Source organism: Vibrio sp. 811, from assembly GCF_033339195.1.
Window position 1 is genome coordinate 318,768 of sequence record NZ_JAWOUB010000001.1, and the last position, 14,170, is coordinate 332,937.

Consider the following 14,170-nt stretch of genomic DNA (forward strand, 5'->3'; position numbering starts at 1 on the left):
CCCCCAAATGTTTACATTACAAACTGTCGATATTGAATTCTCATATGGTAAGTAGAGTTATTGCGCTGTTTATACTTTTAGCTTAATCGTCGCTATCTCTTGGCATTATTACGCGTCAGCGGAAACGCGCGATCTACTATGTTTTACACGCTGGTTGTTTTTGCTTTTAGATATGAATACGTGATAGTGAAGCTAGAGGAGGAACAGGGAAAACAAAGGACAATAGAAAGTTAAATGACCTTACTTCTAGGTAAGGCCATTGATGCATTCAGCAGCACAAGATATTAGCGCGTAGCAAACGCTTAGGTCTGGTTGTTACAGAGCTAGAGGAATCAACTCGACACCAAGCACACCACTGATCCCCATCACCACTAGCAGTGAGACTTTAAACACCGACTTTGACCAAGCGATATAGTTGTTGTCATCAATGCTGCGAAAGGTCACTTTCGTCCACATAAAGCAAACAACCGCTGCAACCGCTAAGTATTCATACCCGGCTTCACCTAGTAAAAATAACCCCAATGATGCTGCTCCAAACGCCACGACATACGCTTTCATGTGTCGATGCGCTTTATGAATACCTTCTTTAACTGGCAATACGGGAATCCCGGCTTCTCGGTAGTCTTGCATGCGGAACATGGCAATGGCATAAGAGTGCGGCATTTGCCAGAGACAGAACATGGTAAAGAGTAAAATCGCTTCCAAGCTAATGAAGTTTGTTACCGCCAAGTAACCCACCAATGGCGGAACTGCGCCTGAGATACTTCCCACTAAGGTTCCATACACCGAGTTACGTTTGTACCACATCGTGTAAAAGAACACGTAATACACGTAGCCAAGCAACACGACGACAGCGGATAGTGGGTTCACTCGGATAAATAACAGTGCGGTTCCTACCAGCAATAAAGCAAGTGCATAAACAAACGCAATATCGATATTGATGTTGCCTTTCACTGTTTCACGATTTCGTGTACGTGCCATCTTTTGGTCGATATCACGATCGAAAATATTATTCACCACACAACCTGAAGCGATGACTAACCCAACACCAACTAGCGTCGTAACGAACAGCATTAGACTGGCTGGTTCTGTTTTTGCGGCGAGGAAGAACCCCGCCGCAACAGAAATCAGGTTGCCGAAAATAATGCCCGGTTTAGTGATAGACAAATAACTTTTCAGCATACCTTGACCTACAACTTCATGTTGACGTTCATGTTGTAGATGATCCATACCGAGCCAGCGATAAGGATAAGTACAACAATGGCGGTAAACATCAGTGATACAAGGTTCCAACGTCCGTCGGATGTTTTTGTTTCCATGTGCAAGAAGTATTTAAAGTGAACAAATATCTGCACTAATGCACATCCAAATAGAATCGCATAGGTCGTTGTATCTGGTAATGATTTCGTCCAAACAAAGTAGAACGGAATTACCGTCAGAATCAGTGAGGCAATAAAGCCTTTCACGTAATCTGACGAACTGGTTTCTACATGTTGATCCATTACATTACCCCCAGTAAGTAAACGATGGTAAAGACACAAATCCAAACGATATCTAGAAAGTGCCAGAATAGGCTTAAGCAGTTAAAGCGCATTGCCATATTGTCGTTCAGACCTTTCGTCGACAGTTGATGATACGCTACCGCTAACCAAATCAGACCAAAGGTTACGTGCAGGCCGTGCGTACCAACCAACGTAAAGAATGCCGATAGGAATGCACTTGTTTGTGGCCCATAGCCTTCTTCAATCAGGTGATGGAACTCATAGACCTCCATACAGATAAAGCCAAGACCAAGCGCGAACGTGACTAACATCCAGCGTTTGAGACCAGCAACGTTGTTGCGCTTCATCGCGATAATGCCAAAACCAAATGTGATACTGCTAAACAGCAGCAGCATGGTTTCGACAAACACGAATGGGAGTTCGAAAATGTCTTTACCTGTTGGGCCCGCAATTGAATTGCTCGACAGCACAGCGTAAGTCGCGAACAAGGTCGCAAACAATACACAGTCACTCATCAGGTAAACCCAGAAGCCAAATAGCTTGTTGCCATTCGTGTCATGGTGGTGATCATGGTCGTGATGTGCTGCGATATTAGTTTGCATACGTCACCTCCAGATCATCTTTACTTTCGCTGTCTTTCACTGAGTTTTTCTTCGCTTCTTCAAGCTGAGCTCGACGTTCGGCCTCAATTGCTTTGATCTCTTCAACTTCCACGTAGTAATCCACATCATCGTTATAGCTATGCTGAATACACGTCACGATAATACCGACCAAACTTGCCGCCGCTAGCCACCAGATGTACCAAATCATTCCGAAGCCAAATAGGAGCGACCAAGCCGACACGTAGATGCCTGTTGCCGTGTTTTTTGGCATATGAATACGTTCGTATTCCACCTCTTTAGTTGGATCGAACTCGCCACTTTGTTTCTGGTACCAGAAGGCATCCAGCACATCACCTTTTGGTAGGTGCGCAAAGTTGTAAAACGGCGGTGGAGACGATGTTGCCCACTCAAGAGTACGACCACCCCACGGGTCACCAGTTAGGTCACGGTTTTGCTCGCGGTCACGGATACTCACGTAAATTTGGATGAACTGAGACAATACGCCCAGCGCAATCACAACCGTACCTGCAGCGGCAATCGACAACAGTGGGAAGTATTCTGGGTTGATGTCTTGGCTTAAACGACGAGTCATCCCCATGAAGCCCAGCGCGTAAAGCGGTAAGAACGCCATTAAGAAACCAATAATCCAAAGATAGAACGCGCGTTTGCCCCAAGTTTCATTCATGGTGAAACCGGTCGCTTTCGGGAACCAGTAAGTGATCGCAGCGAAACATCCAAACACCACACCACCGATGATAACGTTGTGGAAGTGAGCGATAAGGAATACTGAGTTATGCAGAACGAAATCTGCGCCCGGAACAGCCATTAGTACGCCCGTCATACCACCAACAGTAAAGGTGATAAGGAAGCCCACCGTCCACATCATTGGCGTCGTAAAGCGGATGCGGCCTTTGTACATCGTGAATAGCCAGTTGAAGATCTTCACCCCAGTTGGGATAGAAATGATCATCGTGGCAATACCGAAGAAGGCATTTACGTTCGCGCCAGACCCCATCGTAAAGAAGTGGTGTAGCCAAACGACAAAGGCAAGAATCGTGATAACTACGGTAGCCCAAACTAGCGATGTGTAACCGAACAACTTTTTACGTGAGAAGGTTGCGGTGACTTCTGAGAACACACCAAAAATTGGCAAGATCAAGATGTACACTTCTGGGTGACCCCAAGCCCAAATCAGGTTGACGTACATCATTACGTTGCCGCCAAGATCATTGGTAAAGAAGTGCATGCCTAGGTATCTATCCAGCGTTAGCAGAGCGATAGTCACCGTTAGGATTGGGAATGAAATGATGATCAAAATGTTTGCACACAGAGACGCCCAAGTGAAAACTGGCATCTTCATCATTGCCATAGACGGTGTACGCATACGCAAAATGGTCGCGAAGAAGTTCACGCCTGTTAACGTCGTACCAACACCTGATATCTGCAGCGCCCAAATCCAATAGTCGACCCCGACTCCTGGGCTTGCCTCAATACCTGAAAGCGGCGGATACGCTAGCCAACCTGTACGACCAAATTCACCTAAGCCGAGAGACATGTTTGTTAGGATGACACCAACAACAAACAGCCAGAAGCTCAAGTTATTCAGATACGGGAAAGCTACGTCACGCGCACCAATCTGTAATGGCACGATGATGTTCATCAGACCAATAACCAATGGCATCGCTACGAAGAAGATCATGATCACGCCATGGGCAGTAAAAATTTGATCGTAGTGATGCGGTGGCAAGTAACCTGCTTCACCCGCAGAAGAAAGGAGTTGCTGACTACGCATCATGACTGCGTCAGCAAAACCACGAACAAGCATCACCATCGCTACTGCGATGTACATGAAGCCAAGTTTTTTATGGTCTACTGAAGTAAACCATTCATTCCACAAATATTGCCACTTTCCGGCTTTGGTTACCGCGTAAACTACGGCTAAACCAACCAGCGCCACAACCGCTAGGGTGATGACGATAATAGGTTCGTGGAATGGAACTGAATCAAGAGTTAATCTTCCAAACATTACGATTATCCTTGGTTTTCAGGCAAACAGTTCATTGAACCAGGATGCTGAGTCACAACGTCGGTGAACAAGAACGGAGGAACGCTAGAGAACAAAGTGACTGGCTCTGCGATACTTGGCGCTGCCAGTGAGCTGTATTGCTTCCAATCTTCAATACGATCAGGGCTCGCCTTCACTTTCTGCACCCAATTTAGGAACGCAGCACGATCAGACATTGCTGAAGCTGTGAACTTCATTTGCGAAAAGCCTTCGCCGCTGTAGTTCGATGCAAACCCCTTATAGTCACCTTCGTGGTTCGCTATCAGGTTGAGCTTGGTTACCATTCCTGGCATCGCGTAGATCTGTGTACCTAAGCGAGGGATGAAAAACGCGTTCATGATGTTGTCCGAAGTCAGTTTGAACTGCACTGGCACATCTTTCGGGAACGCCACATAGTTCACCGTCGCAATGTTTTCTTCTGGATAGATGAACAACCATTTCCAATCGAGTGACACCACTTCGATGGTCATTGGTTTAACATCACTTTCCAAAGGTTTGGATGGCTCTAGTTCATGAGTAGAACGCCATGTGATCGTCGCAAGAATCGCAATGATGATGATTGGAATTGTCCATACCACCACTTCGATTTTGGTCGAGTGTGACCATTCGGGTGCGTACTCTTCTTCAGTGTTAGAGGCGCGGTATCGGTAAGCGAAGTAAATCGTCATTAAAATCACAGGGATTACAACGATCAACATCAGCAAAAGAGCAGTAATAATTAACTCTTTTTCTTGCACACCAATGGCACCTTTGGGGTCAAGTAAAGCTGAATTACATCCTGAGAGCATAAGTATGACGGACGCCAAACTTCCCCTCGACAAGATGCGTTTATATCTTGAGGCTTCCATTAACTTTCTCGATGGTTGTCTGGTTTCAAAACAGATGCCAATCAAAGTAAATAAGAGCTCACAAATAGCGCAGAGGTAATGTATGAGAACAAGAAAAACCTCGATAAGTAGTTATTCTACTTACAATTTTTCAACTTCGTCATCAAGCATTTAACCAGCTAGAATGAACCGTTATTTGCTACGATACGATTGGTATCAAGCCAAGAACCAGTTGTTATAGTCATTAGAATGTTTATGTGTTGAGCATGAGTAACGTCGGGCTCAGAGCGAAACAAAACGGAATTGAGTGGAGATCAAAACCACACTCTTAGTGTGAGTTTATTGTTACACTTTGAAACACTATGTTACATTTGGCGCATTATGAGGAGTAAAAAGTTAAAGCTCATTAGCCACAACTGGAAACTAACCTTCCATTAATGGAAGTTACACACTTTAAATAGAATATTAACTTCAACACGAATTTCTCGTGCTTCAACAATTAATTATTTAAAAACAAACAGTTGAAACTAAAAATTGATGAGACTGACTATCAACTTCATTTACGCAGATAGCCTTAATGAGAAGCGGAAACTAAAAAACCAAAAGTGTGATCAGAATCAAATTAATGATTTCACTTAATATTTGAGTGGTATTTGCATCTCTTTATTGGATTGTGAGAAATCATTCTCAAGGTAAATCCAAACATAAGTTGTAAATACATTTGGGCTGCGCAGAATGAGCACTCCACAACATAGAAAATGTTGAAATGGAAAGAAACTTATTATTCAGGTCTATCAGAGCCTTATTTCAGTGGTCACTTACATACGAATACCGCCATCCACTTCTAAAACCCTGCCAGTAAAGTAATCACTCTCAATAATGTATTTTACTGCATGCGCGATTTCGCTTGTTTCGCCCATCCTGCCAACTGGGATCATCTTTTCTAATCGCTCTATGGCTTCGGGTTTCATTTGCTCTGCCATCGCGGTGTGTACTACACCTGGTGCAACCGCCGCCGCACGAATACCGTATCTTGCGAGCTCACGGGCCCATGTTGTCGCCATGGTCGCGACCGCCGCTTTAGATGCAGAATAATTGGTTTGTCCGATATTCCCTGCTCTCGCAACACTAGAAATATTGATGATAACGCCTTGGGAGCCACTCTCAATCATCTTGACGGCCGCTTCACGCCCACACAAAAATGTTCCTGTCACGTTAACGTTCATGACCAAATTGAATTGATCCAAAGACATCTTACTGATCACGCCATCTTTTGCTTTTACAAGTAACCCATCTCTTAACACGCCAGCGTTATTGACTAACCCATTGAGTTGACCAAAATCTTGGATAATCGCTTCAAACGTGGTTTCAACGTCGATTTCGTTGGTGACATCCACTTGATATGTCAACGCTTTCGCACTCAGCATTCGACACTGCTCTTGTGTTTCCATTAAGCCACTGGCGTTTACATCCAACAACGCTAAATCAGCGCCAGCTTGAGCAAGGGTAATGGCCATCATTTGCCCAAGCCCCTGCCCTGCTCCTGTAATGGCAATAACACTACTTTTTATGTCCATATTGGTGCACTCCATAACTCGTAATGTTCTCTATCTCAACTAGTCTAAGTTGGCCGAAATGATGCGCGTTTTAGGTCACCATCTCAGGCTGGTTTGTCACAAAACTCGGTCTAGCCTTTCTTACTCTTGTATAACTCAAATAAGCTTGAGAAATCGAGCTCGCCGTGGCCGCTCGCGTTGTGGAAAGAATATAAGTTGCGCGCTAACGACCCCATCGGAACCGAAGAATGTGTTTGTAACGCCGCATCTAACCCCAAGCCGAGATCTTTTAGCATGAGTTTGCTCATAAAGCCCGGTTGGTAATCGTGACTGGCTGGCGCACTGTCCATCACGCCTGGGCAAGGATTGTAAAGCTCCAATGCCCAATTTCGGCCAGAGCTTTGCAGCATGATGTTTGATAGCACTTTTGGATCGAGTCCATGATCGATACCTAGGTTTAATGCCTCGCACGTACCAGACATTAAAATGCCGAGCATAAGGTTGTTACAGATTTTCGCCATTTGACCATCGCCTGCTTTGCCAGCATGGAAAACATTTTTTCCCATATACTGCAAAATCGCATTGGCTTTAGAAAACGCTTGATCCGAACCACCAACAATAAAGGTTAATGTCGCCGCTTTAGCGCCAGCAACGCCCCCCGAAACGGGTGCGTCGACAAACAACACGCGTTTATTTGCCGCTTCATTGGCGACTAATCGCGCGGAGTCCGGATCAATGGTTGAACAATCAATCATCAAGGTACTTGGCGAGACAAGATTGAGGACACCTACGCCACCGTGTAAGTCACCAAGATACACGGAACGAACGTGAGACCCTGCTGGTAGCATCGTGATGACTGTGCTAGCACCATCTACTACCTCTTCGATAGAGCTCGCCACCACCGCACCAAAAGGTACTAGTTGCTTTGCGGCTTCGCTATCGACATCGAATACTTGCACGTTAAATCCAGACGCGAGTAAGTTTTGCGCCATAGGATGCCCCATTCTTCCTAAACCGATAAATGCGATGGTACTCATGATCATTCTCCTTATTGACCTAGTGTTTGTTCACCCAAATTAGCAAGCGGATGCTCGTTATCTGACCAAAGAGAGGTAAACAAAGTATCGATAACATCTTCATCGACTTCACTGACACTGTTAAATATCCAGATCGGCTCGCCATCCCGGTCAATGAGCCGAGAACGGACGCCCTCTTTAAACTCACCTAATAAGGCACTGCGAACCGACAAACTCAACTCTAAACGGAAGCAATCTGCAAGCGGTAAGCTGTGGTACTCTTTCACTTGTCTAAAGCAAATATGCGCGGTGATCGGGCTGCCCGATGCGAACGTTTGTTTCGCGTTTTCTATCCACTGGCTATTCCCTTCGATAGTCATGATTCGCTGTGCTATCGCATTAAGATCAAAGCCTTTGCACGCTTCCTCTATCTGATCTAAGTATGGACAAATTTGCGTGGTTGGTTTGCTATCAATAACCTGTTCTTCCATTAATTGTAGTCGCGCAGTTACCAACTCTTTCGCATCTTCTTTGCCCCACTGGAGCCGCTTTAGCTCATCCAGTAAGGTGGGATACTGCTCTTCCAACAGTAACCAATCGGCCAAACCAATAGTGACAGCGTCACTTGAATTTACCATTGAACCTGTCAATCCGAGGAATAAGCCCACTTGCGGATCTATCTGGCTTAAAAACCACGTACCTCCCACATCAGGATACAGTCCGATATTGATTTCTGGCATAGCAAGGCGTGATGTTGTTGTCACAACTTTATGGCTGGTTCCCATAAAAAGCCCCATCCCACCGCCCATGACAATACCTTCTCCCCAACCGATAATGGGTTTGTTGTAAGTGTGGATGAGATAGTCACACTCATACTCCAACGAGAAATAGTTCGTACAGAACTCTACGATTTTTTCTTTACTCTCGTTATGCATGACGTGATACATAGCTCGAACATCACCACCAGCACAGAATGCTTTTTCTCCAGCGCCAGTCAGTACCACACAAGCCATATGTGGATCATCTTGCCACTTGATAAGCTGATCGTTGAGTTGGACCAACATGTCATACGTCAATGCATTCAATGAAGCGGTGTTGTCTAACGTTGCGATACCAATGCGGTGCACGCCATCTAAGCACTCTATTTCACTAATGGTTACCATCCCTGCCATGTGGCCTCCTATCGGTTTTTCCATTGCGGTGGGCGTTTTTCTAAAAAGGCGCGAACACCCTCAACTTGATCTTCCGTATCAAAAAGATTCAGAAACAACTCTCGCTCTTTCATTAAGCCGTGCTGAAGTGGCGCAGAGCGCATATTTTGAATGAGCGCCTTACATGCGGCGACAGAAGATGGCGACTGGTTCGCAACAGATTCAGCAAGCTCCATCGCTTTACTTAAAGCTTCGCCTTTGGGAACCAACTCCTCAACTAGGCCTAGTTCTTTTGCTTTGTCAGCGCTGACTTGCTCTCCACATAAAATGATGCGCTTTGCCCAACCTTCCCCCACTAACGCTGTGAGGTTTTGGGTACCACCAGCACAGGGCAAAAGTCCGACTTTGGCTTCTGGTAAAGCAAGTACCGCTTGCTCTTCAACGACTCGAATGTCACAAGCTAATGCCACTTCTAACCCTCCGCCCATGGCGTAACCATTAATGGCGGCAATGGAAACACCACGGAATTCAGAGAGCGTTTCAAAAGCTTCACCAAAGCATCGAGCCATGTCTAACGCAACCACTTTGTCACCATCAGACAATAGCTTGAGATCCGCACCAGCAGAGAAAAACTTTTCTCCACTGCCGGTTAAAACCAATGAATAGACCTGCTTATCATCGTTAAGTGTGAGTATCAGCGATTTCAGTGCCTTGAGACTCTCTGCTGTCCACGTATTGGCTGGCGGGTTGTTCATCGTCACCACCGCAACATGATTAGCGATCGTATGTTGAATGGCTGCTTGGGTTAATGGCATATCTGAATCCTTTATCAATGAGCAAATACAATACTTTGCTAAAGCAAAGCCGAATCCTCAGAGAGCAAACGACGTGCGATGATCAAACGCATAATTTCGTTCGTTCCCTCCAGAATTTGATGCACACGTACATCTCTGAAATGACGCTCCATTGGATACTCTTTGATGTAACCATAGCCGCCATAAAGCTGCAGCGCGTGGTCGCAAACCTGAAAGCCCACATCGGTTGCAAACCGTTTTGCCATAGCGCAATAAGCCGTGGCATCCGGATCATTTCGGTCGAGCTTGCTGGCGGCATAGCGCACTAACTGCCGCGCAGCCACTAGCTCTGTTGCCATGTCTGCCAATTTGAATTGTAAGGCTTGAAACTGCGCAAGCGGTTTGCCGAACTGCTTACGCTCCTGAATATATTGTGTCGCCTGTTCAAGGGCCTGTTGAGCCGTACCGACGGAACAGGTCGCAATATTTATACGCCCTCCATCAAGCCCTTTCATCGCAAAAACAAAACCTTGCCCTTCTTCGCCCAGTAAATGGCTAGCTGGAATAACGACATTTTCAAAAGTAACCGCTCGTGTTGGCTGGCTGTTCCAACCCATTTTGGGTTCTTTGCGCCCATAGCTGATGCCATCTGCGTGAGCAGGGACAACAAATGCGGACACACCTTTGGCACCCGCTTCTCCGGTTCGCGCCATCACGACCAAAACATCTGTCTCTCCTGCGCCAGAGATAAAGGTTTTGCCGCCATTCAGCACGTAAGTATCACCTTTTTTGCTCGCAGTTGTGGCCAACGAAGCGGCATCCGATCCCGCATTAGGCTCGGTTAAGCAATATGAACCCAACCACTCGCCAGAGACCAGCTTAGAGCAATATTTGGCTCTCACTTCTTCGTTCGAGAAACTCGCGATCATCCAACTCACCATATTGTGGATAGTCATGAAAGCGGTCGTCGACGTACAGCCCATTGAGAGTTGTTCAAAGATAATTGACGCATCCAAACGGCTTAACCCTAAGCCGCCATGTTCTTCTGGTGTGTAGAGACTGAGAAACCCCAGTTCCCCCGCTTCTCTCAATACGTCTTTGGGGAAGATCTGCTTTTCATCCCACTCCGCCGCCATCGGTGCTAAACGCTCATCGACAAATTGTTGAGCGGTATCGGCAAATGCACGTTGATCTTCATTAAGTTCAAAGTCCATAAAAGCTCCTTTTATTCACTCAGCGCAGTTGGATGGTCAGATTGGGCCCCGTTGGAATATCGTCATCAAACCAACGTGCCGTCACCGTTTTAGTCTCGGTATAAAAACGTACCGCTTGTTTACCATACGCATGTAAATCACCATAGAAACTGCCTCTCCAACCAGTAAAGGAGAAAAATGGTAAAGGGACTGGAATAGGCACATTGATCCCAACCTGACCGACTTGAATGTCATGCTGATATTTTCTCGCAGCAGCGCCATTAGCCGTAAAAATGGAAGTGCCGTTCCCGTATGGGTTGCGATTCACCAACTCAATGGCCTCTTGCAACGTTTCGACTTCCATACAAACTAAAACAGGGCCAAATATCTCTTGCGTGTAAATCGACATATTCGCTGTTACACCGCTAAACAAGGTTGGGCCAATCCAGTTTCCATCGGGAAAGCCTTCCACTTCACACTGACTGCCATCCAGTTCACACACTGCGCCTTGTTGTTTGCCATCTTCGATTAGGTCCAATACGCGTTGTTTGGCTTGCTCACTGATCAGTGGGCCATAAGCAGCCTGTTCATCATCCCAAGGCCCTGGGTGTACTTTCGCCATCGCCAGTTTCAGGTCTGCAATCCATTGTTTTGAATCGCCGACAAATACCGCAACAGAAATCGCCATACAGCGTTGCCCCGCAGCCCCTACGGAGGCTCCGATTAGGTTATTCACCACTTGATCTTTGTTTGCATCAGGCATGATCACCATGTGATTCTTTGCACCAGCAAAAGCTTGAACCCGTTTAAAATGTTTAGTCCCTGTGGTGTAGATATAACGGGCAACGGGAACCGAGCCAACAAATGACACCGCTCGAATATCAGGATGAGCCAGAAGAAAGTCGACTTGCTCTTTGCGGCCATGAACGATCTGCAACACTCCTTTCGGCGCGCCAGCTTGCTCAAATAGTTCAGCTAAACGAATAGAGGTCAATGGCACTTGTTCGGAGGGTTTGAGCACAAACGTATTGCCCGCAGCGATAGCGATTGGGAACATCCACAACGGAATCATGGCTGGAAAGTTAAACGGCGTGATCCCACAACACACACCTAAGGGCTGAATCATTGAGTAACTATCAATATCCGTGGCAACGTTTTCGACGGTTTCTCCCATCATGTTGCTAGCAATGTTTGCAGCCTGCTCAACAACCTCGATACCACGCCACACATCGCCTTTGGCATCCGCTAAAATCTTACCCGTTTCATGAGAAAGCAGTGTGGCAAGCTCATCATGATGATCTTTGAGCAAGTGCTGATAACGCAGCATAACTCGGGCACGCTCGGATATTGCCACTTCCTTCCAAGATTGGAATGTCTCTTTCGCATTATCAATGGCGGCTTCCATCTCGTGCTCTGTGGAACATGGAACGTACGCAATGACATCATTAGTGGCGGGATTGGTTACCTCAACCCAATCCGATGTTTGAGATTCACGAAACTCGCCACCAATAAACAAGGGAACCAAACGAGTCATCATTTACTCCTTTCTGATTTCAATTAAAGCGGTATTTCAATGCCTATCGCCGTGGCTTCTCCACCACCGATACAAAGTGACGCAACACCCCGCATCACTTTTTTGGCTTCGAGATCACCATTGGTGCCTAGCGCTTGTAGCTGACGCAAACTGTGAATCAATGTCACCAGAATTCGTGCGCCACTAGCCCCTATCGGATGCCCAAGTGCACAGGCTCCACCTTTAATATTTACTTTGCTCGTATCAAGCCCAAGTTCCGCCACCGCTATTTGTGTCACGACGGCAAAGGCTTCATTGATTTCCCACAGGTCCACTTCATAAATGGACCAATCTAGCTGGAACAGCAGTTGCTCAATTGCGTAGATGGGTGCCAAAGTAAATTCTGCAGGTTTTCTGGCATGTGTAGAGTGCGCCTTGATGATCGCAAGTGGTTTAAGCCCCTGATGACGCGCAGTGTCTTCATCCATAAGCACAAGAGCCGCCGCGCCATCTGAAATGGCACTCGAATTAGCAGCGGTCACCGTACCTTTTTCATCGAATGCAGGTTTGAGTTGAGGAATTTTACCAAGGTCAATCGAGCGTGGGGGCTCATCGTAGTCCAGCTCCGCTTGTTCTGACTTGGTATTGAGTGAAACCGGCGAAAGTTCATCGGCAAACAAGCCTCGCTCTTGAGCTTCCAACGCACGTTTTGCCGACATCACGGCCCATTCATCCATTTGCTCTCTGGTGAACTTAAGCCTGTCAGCGACTTGCTGAGCATAAACACCCATTAAGTGCCCTTCGTAAGCATCTTGTAGCCCATCGAGAAACATGTGGTCATACGCAGACTGGTGCCCCATACGCATTCCCTTTCTCGCCTCCCTCAGCAAATACGGCGCATTGGTCATACTTTCCATACCACCAGCAATGGCAGAGCGAATCGTTCCAGCTTTAATGAGATCGTGCGCTAACATGACGCTCTTCATGCCAGAGCCACACACTTTGTTAATGGTGGTGCACCCTACACCCAAAGGAAGATCTGCCCCCATAGATGCTTGCCTCGCAGGAGCTTGTCCACACCCTGCTGGAAGCACACATCCCATGAACACTTCATCCACCGAAGTCACATTCACTTCGTGCATTGCCGCCTTGATCGCCAGTGCGCCTAATTGAGGAGCAGAGTAAGTTTGCAACTTGCCTTGAAAGCGCCCAATTGGCGTTCTTTTCGCGCTGACAATCCAGATGTCTTTTCCCATGATTCGCATTCCCTTAAGGTATATGTGAACACTTGGCAGACTGATGACACCCTACATAGAATTACTCACCAAGCGCCACACCAGCCTTTATCGCCTTTTTCACTAACAAACTTTCATTCCGCGATTTCTTGACGTTTACGTAAGCATAGCACTAGCCTTTACAATGAGATGAAAAAACACACCAAGCAGACGTTTATATTTCAAAGTTGATGTTCGGCCTTCCCATTTAAGGTTCGATTTCCAGAAACTGGATTTTTATTCGAGGTAAGTATGTTATGGAAAAATACAAGATCAGTGACCTCGCCAAGGAGTTTGATATTACTACTCGCAGTATCCGGTTTTATGAAGACGTGGGTCTGATTGAACCAGAGCGAAAGGGCAATATGCGCGTTTATCAACGCAGGGATAGAATTCGCCTCAAACTGATTTTAAGAGGGAAACGACTCGGTTTTTCGTTGGCAGAAATTCGAGAACTTTTCGAGCTCTACGACATGCAACAAACCGAAGGACAGTTATTGAAAATGCTCAATATCATTGAAGAGAAACAAGCCGTCCTACAGCAACAACTCAACGACATCAGCGTCGTTATGGCAGAGTTGAATGCCGCTAAGGAGCGTTGTATTCAAACACTCAAAAGCAAGCAGACATAAACGCTATACTCAATTAGCAACACCGCTACAGGCTTTTCCACCTTA

The 14,170-nt window shown here is 46.3% G+C and carries 13 protein-coding genes; 1 reads left to right on the forward strand and 12 read right to left on the reverse strand.

Annotated features, from left to right (window positions below; all coding sequences use genetic code 11):
- Positions 1-315: 315 nt before the first annotated feature.
- From cyoE to R7Q46_RS01445, 12 genes are all read right to left on the reverse strand, one after another.
- Positions 316-1,230, reverse strand: coding sequence for a heme o synthase (cyoE, locus tag R7Q46_RS01390; RefSeq protein WP_033906955.1), 915 nt, complete (start codon positions 1,228-1,230; stop codon positions 316-318).
- Entirely contained in the window at positions 1,191-1,502 is a 312-nt protein-coding gene (cyoD, locus tag R7Q46_RS01395) for a cytochrome o ubiquinol oxidase subunit IV (protein ID WP_005375783.1), read from the reverse strand. The genes cyoE and cyoD overlap by 40 nt, the downstream gene beginning before the upstream one ends.
- Positions 1,502-2,104, reverse strand: coding sequence for a cytochrome o ubiquinol oxidase subunit III (cyoC, locus tag R7Q46_RS01400; RefSeq protein ID WP_005375782.1), 603 nt, complete (start codon positions 2,102-2,104; stop codon positions 1,502-1,504). Before cyoC ends, cyoD begins: the two co-directional genes overlap by 1 nt.
- A complete protein-coding gene (cyoB, locus tag R7Q46_RS01405) occupies positions 2,094-4,130 on the reverse strand; it encodes a cytochrome o ubiquinol oxidase subunit I (protein ID WP_213871172.1) in 2,037 nt (678 codons plus the stop codon). The genes cyoC and cyoB overlap by 11 nt, the downstream gene beginning before the upstream one ends.
- Before the next feature lie 5 nt (positions 4,131-4,135).
- On the reverse strand, positions 4,136-5,017 hold the full coding sequence (gene cyoA / locus R7Q46_RS01410) for a ubiquinol oxidase subunit II (protein ID WP_169628811.1): 882 nt from the start codon (positions 5,015-5,017) through the stop codon (positions 4,136-4,138).
- Between the two features lie 797 nt (positions 5,018-5,814).
- Positions 5,815-6,573, reverse strand: coding sequence for an SDR family oxidoreductase (locus R7Q46_RS01415; protein ID WP_005375778.1), 759 nt, complete (start codon positions 6,571-6,573; stop codon positions 5,815-5,817).
- Between the two features lie 110 nt (positions 6,574-6,683).
- Positions 6,684-7,589: a 3-hydroxyisobutyrate dehydrogenase gene (gene mmsB / locus R7Q46_RS01420; protein ID WP_005375775.1), complete on the reverse strand. Its 906-nt coding sequence runs from the start codon at positions 7,587-7,589 to the stop codon at positions 6,684-6,686.
- 11 nt (positions 7,590-7,600) lie between these two features.
- Positions 7,601-8,740: an enoyl-CoA hydratase/isomerase family protein gene (locus R7Q46_RS01425; protein WP_033906951.1), complete on the reverse strand. Its 1,140-nt coding sequence runs from the start codon at positions 8,738-8,740 to the stop codon at positions 7,601-7,603.
- Positions 8,741-8,748: 8 nt separating this feature from the next.
- The gene (locus tag R7Q46_RS01430) at positions 8,749-9,534 is read right to left on the reverse strand and encodes an enoyl-CoA hydratase (RefSeq protein WP_318077242.1); all 786 of its coding nucleotides are present in this window, start codon (positions 9,532-9,534) and stop codon (positions 8,749-8,751) included.
- A gap of 38 nt (positions 9,535-9,572) precedes the next feature.
- Complete coding sequence (locus R7Q46_RS01435) at positions 9,573-10,727, reverse strand: acyl-CoA dehydrogenase family protein (RefSeq protein ID WP_033906949.1); 1,155 nt, start codon at positions 10,725-10,727, stop codon at positions 9,573-9,575.
- 19 nt (positions 10,728-10,746) lie between these two features.
- Positions 10,747-12,240: a CoA-acylating methylmalonate-semialdehyde dehydrogenase gene (locus R7Q46_RS01440; RefSeq protein ID WP_033906948.1), complete on the reverse strand. Its 1,494-nt coding sequence runs from the start codon at positions 12,238-12,240 to the stop codon at positions 10,747-10,749.
- Between the two features lie 23 nt (positions 12,241-12,263).
- Entirely contained in the window at positions 12,264-13,475 is a 1,212-nt protein-coding gene (locus R7Q46_RS01445) for an acetyl-CoA C-acyltransferase (RefSeq protein WP_033906947.1), read from the reverse strand.
- Between the two features lie 275 nt (positions 13,476-13,750).
- Here R7Q46_RS01445 and R7Q46_RS01450 point away from each other — a divergent pair, with 275 nt between their 5' ends.
- Positions 13,751-14,125: a MerR family transcriptional regulator gene (locus tag R7Q46_RS01450; RefSeq protein WP_017821195.1), complete on the forward strand. Its 375-nt coding sequence runs from the start codon at positions 13,751-13,753 to the stop codon at positions 14,123-14,125.
- Positions 14,126-14,170: the final 45 nt, after the last annotated feature.

Coding starts and splice junctions, on each gene's coding strand:
- R7Q46_RS01415 (WP_005375778.1), bottom strand. CDS start 6,573: ATGGACATAAAAAGTAGTGTTATTGCCATTACAGGAGCAGGGCAGGGG.
- R7Q46_RS01445 (WP_033906947.1), bottom strand. CDS start 13,475: ATGGGAAAAGACATCTGGATTGTCAGCGCGAAAAGAACGCCAATTGGG.
- cyoA (WP_169628811.1), bottom strand. CDS start 5,017: ATGGAAGCCTCAAGATATAAACGCATCTTGTCGAGGGGAAGTTTGGCG.
- R7Q46_RS01440 (WP_033906948.1), bottom strand. CDS start 12,240: ATGACTCGTTTGGTTCCCTTGTTTATTGGTGGCGAGTTTCGTGAATCT.
- mmsB (WP_005375775.1), bottom strand. CDS start 7,589: ATGAGTACCATCGCATTTATCGGTTTAGGAAGAATGGGGCATCCTATG.
- R7Q46_RS01430 (WP_318077242.1), bottom strand. CDS start 9,534: ATGCCATTAACCCAAGCAGCCATTCAACATACGATCGCTAATCATGTT.
- cyoB (WP_213871172.1), bottom strand. CDS start 4,130: ATGTTTGGAAGATTAACTCTTGATTCAGTTCCATTCCACGAACCTATT.
- R7Q46_RS01425 (WP_033906951.1), bottom strand. CDS start 8,740: ATGGCAGGGATGGTAACCATTAGTGAAATAGAGTGCTTAGATGGCGTG.
- R7Q46_RS01450 (WP_017821195.1), top strand. CDS start 13,751: ATGGAAAAATACAAGATCAGTGACCTCGCCAAGGAGTTTGATATTACT.
- R7Q46_RS01435 (WP_033906949.1), bottom strand. CDS start 10,727: ATGGACTTTGAACTTAATGAAGATCAACGTGCATTTGCCGATACCGCT.
- cyoD (WP_005375783.1), bottom strand. CDS start 1,502: ATGGATCAACATGTAGAAACCAGTTCGTCAGATTACGTGAAAGGCTTT.
- cyoE (WP_033906955.1), bottom strand. CDS start 1,230: ATGGATCATCTACAACATGAACGTCAACATGAAGTTGTAGGTCAAGGT.
- cyoC (WP_005375782.1), bottom strand. CDS start 2,104: ATGCAAACTAATATCGCAGCACATCACGACCATGATCACCACCATGAC.